19 protein-coding genes are annotated in these 14,792 nt (G+C 64.6%); 15 read left to right on the forward strand and 4 right to left on the reverse strand.

The window, feature by feature from the left end; translation table 11 throughout:
* Both tnpC and FBZ90_RS18170 read left to right on the forward strand, forming a co-directional pair.
* On the forward strand, window positions 1-715 hold a 715-nt coding region (gene tnpC / locus FBZ90_RS18165; RefSeq protein ID WP_145734343.1), incomplete at its 5' end, for an IS66 family transposase.
* Window positions 712-1,317, forward strand: coding sequence for a plasmid pRiA4b ORF-3 family protein (locus FBZ90_RS18170; protein ID WP_145734345.1), 606 nt, complete (start codon window positions 712-714; stop codon window positions 1,315-1,317). The genes tnpC and FBZ90_RS18170, both read left to right, overlap by 4 nt.
* On the opposite strand, the gene FBZ90_RS18175 is transcribed toward FBZ90_RS18170, so the two are convergent.
* Window positions 1,307-1,609 carry a transposase gene (locus tag FBZ90_RS18175; RefSeq protein WP_186455892.1) on the reverse strand — a complete coding sequence of 101 codons (303 nt, stop codon included), beginning with the start codon at window positions 1,607-1,609 and terminating at the stop codon, window positions 1,307-1,309. The genes FBZ90_RS18170 and FBZ90_RS18175 overlap by 11 nt on opposite strands.
* A 2-nt stretch (window positions 1,610-1,611) precedes the next feature.
* Entirely contained in the window at window positions 1,612-2,160 is a 549-nt protein-coding gene (locus FBZ90_RS18180; RefSeq protein ID WP_145734346.1) for a helix-turn-helix domain-containing protein, read from the reverse strand.
* A gap of 367 nt (window positions 2,161-2,527) precedes the next feature.
* Here FBZ90_RS18180 and FBZ90_RS28850 point away from each other — a divergent pair, with 367 nt between their 5' ends.
* The 13 genes from FBZ90_RS28850 to FBZ90_RS18245 all read left to right on the forward strand — a co-directional run bounded on the left by FBZ90_RS28850 (window position 2,528) and on the right by FBZ90_RS18245 (window position 13,318).
* Window positions 2,528-2,875 carry a prepilin peptidase gene (locus tag FBZ90_RS28850; protein ID WP_420872610.1) on the forward strand — a complete coding sequence of 116 codons (348 nt, stop codon included), beginning with the start codon at window positions 2,528-2,530 and terminating at the stop codon, window positions 2,873-2,875.
* Complete coding sequence (locus FBZ90_RS18190; RefSeq protein WP_145734349.1) at window positions 2,833-3,249, forward strand: prepilin peptidase; 417 nt, start codon at window positions 2,833-2,835, stop codon at window positions 3,247-3,249. Before FBZ90_RS28850 ends, FBZ90_RS18190 begins: the two co-directional genes overlap by 43 nt.
* 281 nt (window positions 3,250-3,530) lie before the next feature.
* Window positions 3,531-5,231 carry a GspE/PulE family protein gene (locus FBZ90_RS18195; protein WP_145734350.1) on the forward strand — a complete coding sequence of 567 codons (1,701 nt, stop codon included), beginning with the start codon at window positions 3,531-3,533 and terminating at the stop codon, window positions 5,229-5,231.
* Between the two features lie 34 nt (window positions 5,232-5,265).
* On the forward strand, window positions 5,266-6,438 hold the full coding sequence (locus tag FBZ90_RS18200) for a type II secretion system F family protein (protein ID WP_145734352.1): 1,173 nt from the start codon (window positions 5,266-5,268) through the stop codon (window positions 6,436-6,438).
* 7 nt (window positions 6,439-6,445) lie between these two features.
* Window positions 6,446-6,871: a type II secretion system major pseudopilin GspG gene (gene gspG, locus FBZ90_RS18205; RefSeq protein ID WP_246130485.1), complete on the forward strand. Its 426-nt coding sequence runs from the start codon at window positions 6,446-6,448 to the stop codon at window positions 6,869-6,871.
* A 2-nt stretch (window positions 6,872-6,873) separates the two neighbouring features.
* Complete coding sequence (locus tag FBZ90_RS18210) at window positions 6,874-7,293, forward strand: prepilin-type N-terminal cleavage/methylation domain-containing protein (protein WP_145734356.1); 420 nt, start codon at window positions 6,874-6,876, stop codon at window positions 7,291-7,293.
* 5 nt (window positions 7,294-7,298) lie between these two features.
* Window positions 7,299-7,652: a type II secretion system protein gene (locus FBZ90_RS18215; RefSeq protein WP_246130511.1), complete on the forward strand. Its 354-nt coding sequence runs from the start codon at window positions 7,299-7,301 to the stop codon at window positions 7,650-7,652.
* Window positions 7,649-8,305, forward strand: coding sequence for a prepilin-type N-terminal cleavage/methylation domain-containing protein (locus tag FBZ90_RS18220; protein ID WP_145734360.1), 657 nt, complete (start codon window positions 7,649-7,651; stop codon window positions 8,303-8,305). Before FBZ90_RS18215 ends, FBZ90_RS18220 begins: the two co-directional genes overlap by 4 nt.
* Window positions 8,302-9,261, forward strand: coding sequence for a PilN domain-containing protein (locus tag FBZ90_RS18225; RefSeq protein WP_145734362.1), 960 nt, complete (start codon window positions 8,302-8,304; stop codon window positions 9,259-9,261). Before FBZ90_RS18220 ends, FBZ90_RS18225 begins: the two co-directional genes overlap by 4 nt.
* Window positions 9,258-9,809 carry a GspMb/PilO family protein gene (locus FBZ90_RS18230; RefSeq protein ID WP_145734364.1) on the forward strand — a complete coding sequence of 184 codons (552 nt, stop codon included), beginning with the start codon at window positions 9,258-9,260 and terminating at the stop codon, window positions 9,807-9,809. Before FBZ90_RS18225 ends, FBZ90_RS18230 begins: the two co-directional genes overlap by 4 nt.
* Window positions 9,787-10,293 carry a hypothetical protein gene (locus FBZ90_RS18235; protein ID WP_145734366.1) on the forward strand — a complete coding sequence of 169 codons (507 nt, stop codon included), beginning with the start codon at window positions 9,787-9,789 and terminating at the stop codon, window positions 10,291-10,293. Before FBZ90_RS18230 ends, FBZ90_RS18235 begins: the two co-directional genes overlap by 23 nt.
* 120 nt (window positions 10,294-10,413) lie before the next feature.
* Window positions 10,414-12,510, forward strand: a complete 2,097-nt coding sequence (gene gspD, locus FBZ90_RS18240; protein ID WP_186455895.1) for a type II secretion system secretin GspD — start codon at window positions 10,414-10,416, stop codon at window positions 12,508-12,510.
* Window positions 12,491-13,318 carry a hypothetical protein gene (locus FBZ90_RS18245; RefSeq protein WP_145734370.1) on the forward strand — a complete coding sequence of 276 codons (828 nt, stop codon included), beginning with the start codon at window positions 12,491-12,493 and terminating at the stop codon, window positions 13,316-13,318. Before gspD ends, FBZ90_RS18245 begins: the two co-directional genes overlap by 20 nt.
* A 654-nt stretch (window positions 13,319-13,972) precedes the next feature.
* Here the strand turns inward: FBZ90_RS18245 and FBZ90_RS18250 are convergent.
* Both FBZ90_RS18250 and FBZ90_RS18255 read right to left on the reverse strand, forming a co-directional pair.
* Window positions 13,973-14,326, reverse strand: coding sequence for a hypothetical protein (locus tag FBZ90_RS18250; protein WP_145734372.1), 354 nt, complete (start codon window positions 14,324-14,326; stop codon window positions 13,973-13,975).
* A 115-nt stretch (window positions 14,327-14,441) separates the two neighbouring features.
* The gene (locus tag FBZ90_RS18255; RefSeq protein ID WP_145734374.1) at window positions 14,442-14,774 is read right to left on the reverse strand and encodes a hypothetical protein; all 333 of its coding nucleotides are present in this window, start codon (window positions 14,772-14,774) and stop codon (window positions 14,442-14,444) included.
* Between the last annotated feature and the right edge of the window lie 18 nt (window positions 14,775-14,792).

Raw genomic sequence — 14,792 nt, forward strand, 5'->3', positions numbered from 1 at the left:
GCGCCCGCGTGAGCATCTCTCCGGGTTCAGTGGCGTGATCCAGGCCGACGCCTACACGGGCTATGAGGCCCTGACCCGGCCATCGGGCCTGGTCCCGCCCGGCATCGTCCCATCGGGCGTCGTCCCATCGGGCGTCGTCCACGCGGCCTGCTGGGCCCATGCGCGGCGGCATCTCTACGACCAGTACGAGAAGACCAGGTCACCCATTGCCGAGGAAGCCTTGCGCCGGATCGGGCGGCTCTACGAGGTTGAAGCCGCGATCACCGGCCTATCGGCCGAACAGCGCCGGGACGCCCGGCGGCAACTCGCCGTTCCCATCCTCGACGACCTCAAACCATGGCTGGAGGCGCAGCAGCGGCGCCTGTCGGCCAAGAACACGCTGGGCAAGGCGATCGGGTATGCGCTGAACCGCTGGGACGCGCTCACCCTCTATGTCGCCGACGGCCGCATCGCCATCGACAACAACCCCGCCGAGCGCTCCCTGCGCGGCATCGCGATCACCAGGAAGAACTTCCTGTTCCTGGGATCGGAGGCGGGCGGCGACCGGGCGGCACCCTTCTACTCCGTCCTGGAGACGGCGAAGCTGAATGGGCTCGACCCCGAGGCCTATCTGACGGATGTCCTGGACCGCATGGCCAAGGGCCATCCGATCAACCGGCTGGCCGAACTTCTGCCCTGGAACTGGACACGCCGGGCTGACAAACTCGCGGCATGACCGCCGACACCCTTGTCATCCTGCGCATCGAACTGCTCCATACCGAACCCCTGGTCTGGCGCCGCGTTGCCGTGCGCGGCACCACCAGCCTCGCGGCGCTCCACAAGATCATCCAGGCCGCCATGGGTTGGCTCGACTACCATCTGTGGGAGTTCGAGGTCGAGGGGGCCACCTACGGCCTTCCCGATCCCGATGGCATGGACTGGGGGCGCACCATCAAGCGCGCCAGCACGATCAAGCTGCAAAAGTTGCTCGATGCCGGTGTCGAGACGTTCGGCTACGTCTACGACATGGGCGACAACTGGGAACACCAGATCATCATCGAGCGTGTCGAGGGCGCTCAACCGGACCAGCCCTATCCCCAGTTCCTTGGTGGCGAGCGGCGCTGCCCGCCAGAGGACTGTGGCGGCATTCCCGGCTACTACGAGTTCCTCGACGACATCGCCGGGCCCGACAAGGGCAGAGGCAGCAAAAAGAAGAAGGAAGCCCTCGATTGGTACGGTGGCCCCTACGACCCGGACGATATCGATGAAGAGCAGATCCGGATAACCCTCAAGCGGATCGCCAACGCTTCAAGAATGAAGAAGGCCGTCAACCCTTGAAATGCTCGCCGATCCGCTGACGCTTACAACCGGCCTGATCGAGGATGAGGAGAGCTTGCGCTCCTGGGGCGACGTGAACGGCGATTTCCTGGAGATGGCGGTTCATCGCGGCGCTGTTGCAGCGGGGCATGACGATGCCGGCACCTTTGCCCACCGCCGGGCAGATCGCACCGAAGATCCAGGCTGAGGCCCGGCGCTGATCCTTCGGGGCTGATGGCCTGGTGCCAATCCTGGCCCAGCGCCGGGTGAGCTCGGTCTGCTGACCGATCCGCGCCTCGTCCTGCCACCACAACTCTACGGGCGTTCCCGCCGGGAGGTGGCGCCGGATGGCCGCCAGACGGGTTGCGAAGGTTTTTTAAAATCGGCGAGGTCTTCGGGCTTCTGGCCGCGATGGCGCGGGCGGGCCGAGAGCTTGCGATAGCCCAGCGCGCGCAGTTCGCGACCAAGGGTGAAGCGCGTCACCGACACGCCGAACTCGTCCCACAGCAACTGGGCCAGATCGATAAGCCGCCAGCGCACGACGCCGTGCACGGCCGGGATCGGCCCGGCCTCGACGGCCGCGGCCAAGCGCGCGCGGTGTGTATCGTTCAGCAGCGACGCCTTGCCGGGCGCCTTGCGTGTCGCCAGGCCGTCCGGGCCATCCGCGTTGAAACGAAGGACCCAATCCCGCACGATCTGCAACGTCACGCCGGCCGTCCTGGCCGCTTCACCCCGGCTCCGGCCGTCGAGGATCTCCGCCAGGGCCAACAACCGCCGAACCTGATCAGCATCGCCGCATCGGCGGGCGAATTGGCGCAAGGCCGCCGCTGAATAATCCGAACGAACCTCGACTGCCGAACCCATCGCAAGCCTCCTCTGTGCTTGCTCTGGTGAATCAGAAAATCCGCCTGAAGGGAATCCCCTCAGTGAGAGTCGCCATCAGCGCTCCTTGGTATTATCCCGGTGTCATCCAAGTCGGCAGCAGCCCACTCGTCCTTGGGAGCGCGTCGGTGCTCATCGAAGATGAGCTGCGGAGCAGTGCGATCAAATAGCCCCGCTAATTCCAATAAATCGACCAGTTGCCGTGTCGATCGGCTTCTAGACCGCATGCGATTCATACGCCTCGTGTTGTAAGACGAGGACGGCGGAGCCGTTGACGCCGCATATTCTATCTCCTTGTGAAATGCGATCGTATAGGGCGACGACGCTGGAGGGAAAGCTATTGGTTGGGATGGAAGCAATAATTTGGGCTTGGATCTGGGGCCTTGTGACCGGCAGTTTCGCTATGGCGCTTGCATGGCGATTGCCGAGGGGCATGAATTGGCGAACTGGCCGGTCTCGGTGTGATGCTTGCGGTCGACGGCTCGCCTTCCGGGATCTTATTCCCATTCTGTCCTGGCTATTGAACCGTGGCCGTTGTCGGTTGTGTGGTAGCTCCATTCGAAGGCGGTATGTGCTTGGGGAACTGGGCGCCGGTGTCGCTTGTGCCGCTGTGGTGGGGCGAGGGGGGGCGGGCCGGAGGTTTTGCCCCTCATCATGGTCGTCCCGTTGCTTATGGCAGCGGCGACCGTTGATCTGACCCATCGATATCTACCTGACGGGCTGACTGTAGCAATCGCGCTTCTCGGGGCGGGGACCTCCCTGATGGGGCTGTCGGTCACGCCTTTGGACGGGGCATTGGCTGCCGTACTGGCGGGGAGCCTGACATTGGCTCTTAGGGCCATGGTTGGCTGGCGTCTGCGGCGTGAAGCGATGGGGCTGGGCGACGTGAAGCTGTTTACTGCTGCCGGCCTCTGGGTAGGGCTGGGCGGCGTGCCTTGGCTGCTGTTGGTGGCAGCGTTAAGCGGGCTGGCTGGAAACCTGGTCTGGCGCCGACTGGGACAAGGAACCGAAATGCCGTTTGGCCCAGCGATCGCCTTGGGCCTTTTCGGGGTGGCGTGGGCGCAGCTGTAGCTTCAGTATTTGGTCGCGCGTGGAATGATTGTCAGTGGCGGATGAATACTCCCCAGAAGGTGGAGTGCGTCCCTTGGGGTGGACACCAGCGCGTCGGCGGTGTTGGCAGAGACCGATGGTCAGGGTGCCAGCCTCGTAGCGGTATCCGGGTGAGGTGGATGCCTGACAGAAGCCGCCAAGATCGTGGCCGCCCAGCCGGTTTAGGTAGCCCCTTCTGGCGGGGATTGCTATACAATCTGGCGGTGGAAACGCACTCTAATCTCTCACGTTCGATCTAACCCATGCTGGCGCTTGCCCCCGAAACTGTCGCCGATTTCCGGGCGCTTCCAGATGATCCTCTGGTCCGCGTCCTGTTCGCGCTGGCGGCGCAGGGGCAGCTGTCCGCGGGCGCGTTGGGCCGGGCCCAGGCGGCCGGTGGCCGGGTGGATCGGCGGCTGTTGGATTTGGGCCTGGTGTCGGAGGAGCATATGGCGGCCGCGTATGCCCAGGCCCTGGGCTTGGCGCTGTGGCCCGCCGACCACCTGCCCCAGGTGCCGGTGATGATGGATGTGGCCAACCTGGCCTTCCTCAAGGCCAAGCTGATGCTGCCGCTGATCGATGAGGGCGCCGAGGTGGTGTTCGCCATGGCCGATCCGCTGGATGGTCAGGCGCTCGGCGCGGCCGCCTTCCTGGCCGGCCGGCCGGTGCGCCCGGTGGTCATGACCGGCACGGCCATCGCCGCCGCCCTGGACCGGCTGTATGAGCCGGCGCAGCCCGCCGCCAACCAGGACGCGATGCCCGACCTGTTGGAGGGCGATGCCGAGCGCCTGCGCGATCTCGCCAGCGAGGGGCCGGTGGTGCGCCTGGTGGGCAACGCCATCCAGGCGGCGCTGGCCGCCGGCGCCACCGACATCCATGTCGAGCCCATGGCCGACCGCCTGGTCATCCGCCATCGCGTGGACGGCATTCTGCGCGAGGCGGAGGTGTTGCCCCGCCGCATGGCCGCCGGCTTCATCACCCGTGTCAAGGTCATGGCTGGACTGGACATCGGGGAACGCCGCCTGCCTCAGGACGGGCGCATCCGTCAAACCCTGCAGGGCCGCGAGATCGATTTCCGCGTCTCCACCACCCCCACCGTGCATGGCGAAGACGTGGTGATGCGCATCCTGGACCAGCAGACGGCGGGCGGTCGGCTGGACAGCCTGGGCCTGCCCGCCTGGGTGGCGCAGCCGCTGGCCGCCCAGCTGGATCGACCGCACGGCATCGTGCTGGTGACCGGCCCCACCGGCAGCGGCAAGACCACCACCCTCTATGCCGGGCTGCGCGGCATGGATGCCGCGCGCCGCAAGATCCTCACGGTCGAGGATCCGGTGGAATACCTGCTGGACGGCATTAACCAGACCCAGGTGAAGCCCGGCATCGGCCTGACCTTCGCCCACGCCCTGCGCAGCTTCCTGCGCCAGGACCCCGATGTCATCCTGGTGGGGGAGATGCGCGACGGCGAAACCACCAAGGTGGCGGTGCAGGCGGCCCTAACTGGCCACCTGGTGCTGTCCACCCTGCACACCAACGACGCCGCCGGCGCCGTCCCGCGCCTGATGGACATGGGCGTGGACCCCTACTTGCTGGCCTCCACCTTGAACGGGGTGCTGGCCCAGCGCCTGGTGCGCACCCTGTGCCCTACCTGCCGCCAGCCCCACACCCTGTCGGCCGACGCGGCGGCGGCCCTGGGGCTGCCGGCACGGGAAACCACCGTTCATCGCGCCGTGGGCTGCCCGGCCTGCAACGGCACCGGCTATCGCGGGCGGTCGGCCATCGCCGAATGGCTGCCCATCACCGACGCGGTGCGGACGCTGATCCGCCAGGGGGCGTCGTCGGCGGAGATCGAAGCGGCGGCGGTTCAGACGGGCGGCATGGTGCCCCTGTACCAGGACGGCCTGCAGCGGGTGTTGGACGGCGTCACCACGCCTGAAGAAATTTTGCGCGTGACCAAGGCGGACTGACCCCTTGCCCCGATATCTATATAACGCCGTGTCGATGGAGGGACGCCGCAGCCGTGGCGGGCTGGATGCTCATGACCAGGCAGCGGCCATCGACCAGTTGCTGCAGCGCGGCTTGCGGCCGATCTCGGTGGAAACGGAACGGACCTTTCGGTGGTGGCGTCGCGGCGCCGGCCTGACGCGAGCGGAGCGCTTGTCTTTCGTCCGCGATCTGGCCAATCTGGTTGGCGCCGGTATCGCGCTGGAACCGGCCCTAGGATTGGTCGCGGATCAGATGGAGCGGCCGGCAGCCGGCGGCTTGGTGGCCGATCTGAGGCAACGCGTACGGTCCGGCGAAAATCTTGGTCGCGCCCTGGAGCGCTATCCCAAAGTCTTTCCGTTGGAGTTCATGGGCCTGGTGGGGGCGGGGGAGCAGAGCGGTTCCCTGCCGGCAGCCTTGGAGCACCTGGCGCTGCTGGAGGCGGATCGTGCGCAGTTTCGGCAGCGCTTAATCAGTGCCCTGATCTATCCCGCGCTGATCGCCTTGCTGACCTTGGCGGCCTTGGCGCTGATGACGGGCTATGTCCTGCCGCAGTTCCAGGATCTGTTCGCCGGCAGCAAGGCCAAACTGCCGCCCGCCACCACCGCGGTCCTCGCTGTTGGGGATTTTATGGGGCACTTCGGTCCAGGCCTGCTGGCCGCTATGGCTGTGGGGCTGCTGATACTGCTGCGGGTCTATCGGCAGGCCCAGGCGCGTCTGCGCATTGACCATTTGCTGCTGGTCGCCACCGGGCCGTTCGGCCGCTTGTTGCGGGATGCTCAGTTGACCCTCTATACCCGCACGCTTGCCAGTTTGCTGGCGGGGGGTGTGCCATTGGCGGGGGCATTGGCGACGGCAGGCGGATGCATGGGGAACAGCGCCTTGGCGAATGCCGCCGACCGGGTGCGGGTGGCTGTGCGGGGCGGGCAGGGGCTCAGCCGCGCTTTTGGAAATGAACCGCTCTTCCCCATGCGTCTGGTCCGGCTGATGGCCATCGCGGAGCAGACCGCCAGCTTGCCGCAGGCTCTGCTGGACCTTTCTAAGGCGTTGGAGCGGGAACGGACGACAGCCTTGGACCGGGCGCTGTCCCTGCTGACGCCGGCCTTGACCCTTGTTTTAGGCGGAATGGTCGGTGTGATTTTCGCCGCCCTCATATCGGGAATTATGAGCCTCAATGACATTGCGATCTGAAAAAGCGATGACGCAGCGGCCGAGGGAGGGCCAGAGCGGCTTCACCCTGGTGGAAGTCCTGGTGGTGCTGGTCATCATCGGCCTTCTGGGCCTCTTGGTGGCGCCCAACCTGGTGGGCCGTCTAGGGAAAGCCAAGGGCGAGGCGGCGCAGGCCCAAATCAATACGCTGGTGTCTGCCGTTGACCTCTTCTATGTCGACATGGGGCGCTATCCCAACAATGACGAGGGGCTGGAAGCGCTGATGACCGCGCCTGGCAGCGACGCCAACTGGCGTGGGCCTTACCTGCGCAAGCGCCAGGCCCTCATCGATCCCTGGGGGAATCCCTATCGTTACAAGGTGCCGGGCGCGCACGGCGCCTACGACCTGTTCTCCTATGGTAGCGACAACAAGGAAGGCGGCGAGGGCGATGCCCACGACGTCACGAACTGGTAGGCATGCGCGACGCTGGCTTCACCTTGGTGGAACTGCTTGTGGTCCTGGCGATCATCGGCTTGGCCGGGAGCGTGCTTTCCCTTGGCTTGCAGCAGCGCCTGCCCGGCTTGCGTCTTACCGCGGCGGTCGCCGCCCTTGAAGAGGAGTTGCGCAATCGCCAGTCCGATGCGCTGGTCTACCGGCGGGAGACGGCATTCTCGCTCAAAGATCTGACGGAGGGAACCGGAGGTCTCCGGCTGCGCCGCATCGCGGCGGTGGAAGTGCGCGTCGTGGGAGGGGATCCAGCCTTTCCCGAGGCTATCCGTTTCCTGCCAGGTGGCTGGTCCAAGGGAGGACGGCTCCTGCTGCGGGATGCCGGGCAGGAAAAGACCGTCCTGGTGGACTGGCCTCTGGGCACCGTGCATGAGGAGCGCCAGCCGTGAAGAGGATGCGGGGCTTCACCCTGCTGGAGATGCTGGTGGCGCTGACCATTTTCAGCTTGGTCACGGCCATGCTGGCGCATAACGCCTGGTCGGGTGTCTGGGCCGCCCGGCAGGCCTGGAGCGAGACCGTCGCCCTGCGGCTGGCGCAATCGGTGGCGACCGCGGGCGGCGCCCTGCCCGTGGGCGCGGATGGGACCATGGCCAAGGCCGATCCCGCTATCACCGGCCTGCCGTTCCTGCTCAAGGACAACCGTGCCCTTGGAGAGGGGGGAGCGACGTATCGGGTGGAGGTGGCGACGCCCAGCGGCCAGACCTTGGCCGTGTCCACAAAACGTGTGCCGGGAGAAAGGACGCCATGAACGCGACCCTTTCCCAGAGTGCGGGGCAGCGGGGAATGACCTTGGTTGAGGCCTTGGTGGTGCTGGCGCTGTTGGGCCTGTTGGCCCTGGCAGGCGTCGAGCTGTTGCCCCTGATGAGTCGGATGTCGGACCGGAGCGGATCGTTGCAAAAAGGGGCGGCCGCCTTGGAGCGCGTCCACGATTTCACCCGCGCCGTTGTGCAGAACGCCCTGCCCGTCGCCGATCTCGGCGCGGTGGGGGCCGAAGTGATGCCCTTGTCCGCTGACGCCACCCATCTGGAACTGCTGACCACCCTGCCGCCGGGGTTGGGGCGCGGAGGCCTCTATCGGGTGACCATGACGGTGGAGGGAGCTGCGGATCACCAGGCGTTGCATCTGCATGTGGCGGGGCTGCGCCCCGATGCGCCTGCCGCGACCGATGGCACGTTGGTGGAGGACGCGTCCCAAATCGCCTGGTCTTACTTTGATCGGCGGCAGGACAGCTGGTCGGCCCGATGGACGCGCAAGGACGCGCTGCCCGACCTGGTACGGTTGGATGTGAAGACGGCCGGCGCTGGCTGGTGGCCACCCATGATCGCGGCACCGATGCTCGCGGGCGGCGTTTTCTGCGAATTCGACACCATCGCCAATGTCTGCCGGCGGAGCGCGTCATGAAACACGGACGCGCCCTGGTGTTGACCGCCGGCATGATCGATGGTTTGGCGGAGGCTGTAGCCGCGGCATTGCCGCAGCCGATGGCGCGATACCTGGGGCTGTCGCCGCAACCGGTGCAACTGGCGCCGGGCGGAATGAGCGTGGTGGGGCGGGCGGGACATGGACCGCTCACCCTGTTGCTGGACAGCCAGGATGTCTACACGGTCGATCTGCCCATTCCGCGCGGGATCGGCATCGACCCCTGGAAACAGGCGGCTATGCTAGCGCACCGCTACATGCCCCTGAAGCCTGAGTTGCTGGCTTGGGATCTGGTCACGGTCCGCGAGGGCAATGACGTCATCGCCCGTATATCCATGGTTCGGCGGAGTGTGCTGGCGGCGGCCTTGCATGCGGGTGGGCGCATCACGTCCGTGACGACGGCCGGTCCCGGCCCGCAGCCGCAATTCCTGCGCCTGGACGTGATGCGGTTGCGTCGGCGTCTGGGTCGCATGCTGGCGCTTTTGACCGTGGCGGCTGTGGTTCTGCCGCTTCCGCCCCTGTTGGCCGCCTGGACGCTGGACCAGCAGACCGCGCATATGGAGCAGAAGCTCAAAACCCTGGCGGACGAGGTCAAAGCCGTGCGCCAACTGCGGGAAAGGGCGGAGGTGCTGGGCGCGGTGCTGAGCCGTGACAGCGACGCCTTGGTTCAGCCATCCCGCCGCCAGCTGCTGGATGAGGTCGCACGGGCCTTGCCCGACGACGCCTGGTTGCAGGAGCTATCCCTGCACGGCGGGGAAATGGTCCTGCAGGTTCGCGCGGCCGATCCTCAGGCGGTTCTCGCCCGCTTCCAGGAAGTTCCCCTCTTTTCCAGGGCCCATTTCCTGGCGCCGCCCGGGCACAACGGGGCCGCTTTCGGTCTGGTCCTTCCCTTAAGCGGGGTAGCCTCCGCGGTGGGGACGAGGGGAGAGGTACGATGAAAGTGACGCTTCAATTGCGGCCGGGCTTTACCCTGATTTTGATCCTGGCGGTGGGCGCCGCCACCCTTTACGCGCTGACTCCGCCATTGATGGAGCGCGTGACCGCCGCCATGGAGCGGCGCCAGGCTCGGTCCGTTCAGCTGGCCGTGGCCCGGGGAAGCGCGGCCCAGCGGGAGGAACTCATGCGGCGGACCGCACAGCTGGAACGCGTAGTAGATGAGGGGGCTATCTTCCAAAAGGGCGGTACCGTCGCCGGGACGCAAACGGCCATACGCATGGCGGTCCAGCCAACCGGCGCCACCCTGCGCAGTCTCGACACCGCAACGGAAGCCATAGGCTCACACCGTCAGCGGCTGACCAGCCGCCTCGTCATCGACGGGACGCCTGAGGCCGTCCAGAACGCGCTGACCCAGCTTGAAGCGGCCCGCCCGCGACTATTGCTACGGGATATGCGCCTTCGCCCCCCGGTCCCCGTGACGCCTGACGACTCTGTGGCCTTGAGCATGGAATTGGAAATCGACGCCTATGCCGACCTTACCCCACCTTGACCGCGCGGCCCTGGTGCTGGCGGGCGTTGGCGCGGCGACTGGTGTCGCCCTGGCGCTGGTGGGCGTCTTGTCCGCGGCCGGGCCGACGGCCGTGGCGGTGCCGGCGTTGCCACCAGCCAGCGCCGTGCCCGCGCCAGCTGTGGCTCACCCCATGGCGGACATGGGCGAAGCTGTCCGCCGCCCCCTTTTCGCTGAAGGCCGCCGGCCACCTCCGCCGAAGCCAGTGCAGCCGCCCCCGTCCACTCTGGCCCAGCCCCCCGATCTGCAGGTCGTCGGCATCATCGCCGGCACCAGCAGCGGGGTGGCGACCGGCACGGATAAGCGTGCGCAAAAGCCCTTCCGTCTCAGGACCGGCGACACGCTGGGGGAATGGCAAGTCGAGGCCATCACCCGGACCAGTCTTCGCCTGCGCCATGCCGACCAGGTGCAGGACTATCCCCTTGTCACCCCGCCCCCTCTCGCGCCGTCACCGCACCCCAGGTAAAGCAACGTTATGATTCGCAGATTCCTCTCGTTTTCGCTCTTGGCCGGCGCAGCGCTGGCCGGTTGCTCCAGCGCACCTGAGAAGGCGGGCACCGGCATACCCCTGCCGTCGGCTCCCGCCATGCCAAAAGCCGGCCCGGACACCACCTTGTTCACGGCGCAGGCATCGACAGCGCCCCGCCAGCCGGCCCAGACCTTCAGCGGCACCGGGGAGTTCGTCCGGCCAGGGGGCTCGGTGCGGGGCCTGGGCGGCGGCGAGGGCGAACCCATCGACGTGAACTTCGTCAACGCCGATGTTCGCGCCGTCCTGGACGCGGTCCTGGGTGGCATGCTGAACCTAAACTACACGATCGATCCCAAGGTCCAGGGGCAGGTCACTATCCGCACCACGCGACCTCTGCCCCGTGCCCAGGCCTTGGCCGCGATCGATACCGTCCTGCGGGCCCAAGGTTTCGCCATCATCGCCGGGGATGGTTTCTATCAAGTTGTTCCTGTTTCCGAGGCGGCCGCCCAGGCGCCCTTCCAGCGGCTGTCCGCTGCCGAGCAGGCGGCCGGCTTCAGCACGGCCATCGTGCCGGTACGCTTCATTTCCACGGCTGACATCGACAAGATCGTCCGGCCGCTGACCCGGCCCGGCCTGATCCAGATGGTGGACACCAACCGCAACATCTTTATCGTTAGCGGCACCGCCCGGGAAATCGAGTCATTCACCCAGCTGGTCGCCAGTTTCGACGTCGATTGGCTGGCCGGCCTATCGTTCTCGCTGTTCACGCTCCAGTCGGTGGAGCCGGCCAAGCTTGAGGCGGAACTGCGCCAGGTGCTGCAGCTCAACACCGGGCCACTGCAGGGTATGGTGGAGTTCGTGCCGCTGCCGCGCCTGAACGCGCTGCTGGTCGCGGCCAAGCGGCCAGAGTTCCTGGCAACCATCGGATCGTGGGTGGAGAGGCTGGACCATACCTCCACGGACGGGGGCCGCATGGTGCATTACTATGAGGTGCAGAACGGATCCGCAGCGGAACTGGCGGCCTCTTTGAACCGCCTGATGGGTCGAGGCGGCGGTTCTTCATCCTCTTCGGACAGAAGTGGTGAAAGCGCTCGTTCATCAAGCCGGACGACCGCGGCAAGCGCGACGAACAATTCCTCGCTGACGGGCGGAGGTCTTGGCGGCACACCCGCCGGTGGTAGCGGCTTTGGCAGCAATTCCTCAGGCTTTGGCTCCAGCGGCGCGCTGAGCACCAGCCCGGTCAGTCCAGTGCCATCCCCGGCATCGGCGGGTTTCGGCGGTTCGGACGGCGGAGGGGAGGGGGAAGCGATCCCGGAGTTGAAAGGCGCCAAGGTCGTGGCCGATGAGCGGCGCAACGCCCTGCTGATCTATGGCACGGCCAGCCAGTACGCCATGCTGGAGCAGGCGTTGACGCGGCTGGATTCCCCCCGGGAACAGGTACTGATTGAGGCGACGATCGCCGAGGTCACCCTCAACAACGACCTCAATTTCGGCGTGCAATGGTTCCTGGACAGGGGAAGCAGCACCGCCGGCTACGGCACGGCCGCCAAGCTGGGTGCCAGCTACCCCAACTTCAACTACACCTTCCTGACGCCCAACACCCAGGTGGTGCTGAACGCGCTGTCCAGTGTGACGGATGTGCAGGTCCTGTCCGCGCCCCGGCTGCTGGTGCTGAACAATGAGACGGCCCGGCTGCAGGTGGGTGACGAGGTGCCGGTGGTGGTGCAGCAGGCGACCAGCACGCTGACCAGCGACAGCGCCGTGGTGAACTCCATCCAGTACCAGAGCACGGGCGTGATCCTGGAGGTGACGCCCCGCATCAACCACAGCGGGGCCGTGGTGCTGGACGTGAACCAGGAGGTGAGCAGCGTGGCGACCACGACCACCTCGGGCATCGACAGCCCCACCATCCAGCAGCGCAAGATCAGCAGCATCGTCAACATCCAGGACGGCGAGACGGTGGCCCTGGGCGGTCTGATCAGCGACACCTCCAGCAAGTCCGGCAGTGGCATCCCTTACCTCAGCGAGATTCCGGTGGTGGGCAAGCTGTTCGGCAGTGACAAGAACAGTCATGGCCGGACCGAGCTGTTGGTCTTCCTGCGGCCGGTGATCGTGCGCAACGTGATCCAGGCCCGGGAGGTGACGGACGCCCTGAAGGCCCGCATGAACCAGCTGGAAGCGCTCGCGGGGGCGAATGGCACCGCCCCGCGCTGATCTTGAGGGGGACCGTTGGGCGGGGCAGCGCGGCTATGCCCTGTTGTTGACGCTGTTCCTGCTGGCCATTGCCACGGCGGTGGGGGCCGTTGTCGTCGGCAACGGGGTGGCCGCGCGCCGGCTCACGCGGTCGGCGTCGGTGGCGCTGGGTGGAGAAGAGCGGGCTGCCCTGGCCACCTGGCAGGTGCTGGATGGCGTCGCCGCTTCCGGTAGGGCGCCGTCCTCTTCCCAGGGCGGTTCGGTTGCCGTCGAGGGCAAAATGGTGGGCGTCACGGTGATGTCGGAGGTGGGGCGCATCGACCTGAACGGTCTCTCCCGCAAGGACCTGGCGGAGGCGATACACGGGCTGGGCTTCCCCGAGCGCCAAGCGGTGCAAGCGGCGGACGCCATTGCCCAGTGGCGGGGCATGGATCCGCCCGGCGCCGACGGCAAGAACCTGAGGATGAACGGCCGTACGGCCCTTTGGTCACTCGATGATCTGGGGGCTGTGTCCGGTCTGGATGGCGTGGTTCGGGCTTGCCTCCAGGTTTGGGGAACCGTGCATGCGCGGGCGCCGTTTCGGGGGAAAGCCGCCTTAGAAGGGCAGGCGTTCGCCACGACGGGTTTTGGCGGAGGCGGCGGACTGATCGCCGGTACCATGCTGCGGGTTCTTGCCACCGACACCACCACCGGGGAGGTTTTTCGGACCATCGCGCTATATCGCGGCACTCCCGCGCGACAGCCCGGAGCGCGGACCATTACGCCGGCGCCATGGTTGGTTTTGGAATGGATGCGCCCTGTGGCCGAGAGGGGGAGTTGTCCATACTGACGCAGCTCCGACCACGACGCTACTAACTTGGAAATATTTTTTTGCTTGCCGAATATCAAGGGCGTTTCAGGTTCAAGCAAGGTGGTCAATATAGGCCGCTAATCGCATTTCGCTGAGACCATCTGGCGCTATAGAACTCATCTGCTCCTCGAATAAAGCGTGAACGCCTCTCATAATCTAGTCCTCACTTCATTGCCATATTTGTAACACAGCAAAGTTATGGGGCGCCCATGGTAGTAACCGCACAATGGACTCCATCACCCGTTGTGGAGGCCACGAAAGAAACCGTTGATCCCGTGGACCTGGCCAGAATTAAAAGCGAGTACACGGCGTTGGCGCTCTGGATACGTGATTCCGCATCAGAGGGAACTGTGCTTAGCGTGCTGGGATTCCAAACCAACCAAATACCAGCCGGGCATGATCCCACCGACATGTCGGTCTTGAACTGGACAAATGCGGGCATGTATGTGGCTTCTATTTGAACAATTTTAGCGTTAATAAAAACCACATTATCGGCCAGTGCTCGACTGCTTGCGATAACGCCAGTCAGAAAAGTTAAAGTTGTAGAAAAGAGGAGTAGTTTTTTCATTTTTCCACCAATGTTGAAGTGCCAGCGTGGGCAGAGGTTGGTTCGGAAGTATTTCACTGCTTCGATTACTTGTTCCCAACATAGAAATCGACAATTTGACAAAAGCCCTGATTGTCCTTGCTTCCAAACAAAACAACGACTTTTCCAGCATAATATGCTGACATAATTGCGGATAAGTATTGTTGATAATTGGAACTCGATTGTGCGAGATAGGCAGTATTTGGAGCGCCAACGCCATTGCATCCGGTAATGGTGCCGTCGATGGCCACAATCACCCCCCAGGCATTACCCGGATTGGCATGATAAAGAGAAACAATGTGGCCAGAAGAAGAAAAATCCCAAGATAAGCTGGGCTGGGTGCTAAAAAGCCACATCAAGGTGGTGGTGATAATGCCGAATTTCCCATAAATTTTAGACAACTTGAATCCCCCTGGCGCTCCTGCGCAATTGAAGAAAGTATGGTGATTAATGATTTTATGTCCGAACTTACTGGACCCGCATAAGTGTCTTCTAATTCAGATTTAGATACAGTATCTAAAACTGCCCCACTTGAACGACGGCTCCGCCCGTCTTTGGTCCATATAAGAATATAGGTGTATGCGTCATGGCTGCCGACAGTATGGCGGAATACATTGCTTTTCCGGAATCTGTATTGAGTGGTATCCAATAGGCTTGGCAGCATCCCAGCCAAGTACTGTCAAAATCAGAAATGTTTCTTAAGTAGACGTTTCCATCTGCAGTTATGGCGTATTTGATGAGGCTAGCATCCGGAATGCGAAGAATCTGCAGGCTCTGCGCCAAGGACGCCTTGGGCGCGGTCAGAAGCGCCAAAATGGCCGCCGCCGCGAAATAACGACAAGATTTCATTTTTGCTAAACCCCAAAA

The sequence above is a fragment of the Nitrospirillum pindoramense genome, assembly GCF_007827955.1.
Classification (GTDB): Bacteria; Pseudomonadota; Alphaproteobacteria; order Azospirillales; family Azospirillaceae; genus Nitrospirillum; species Nitrospirillum amazonense_B.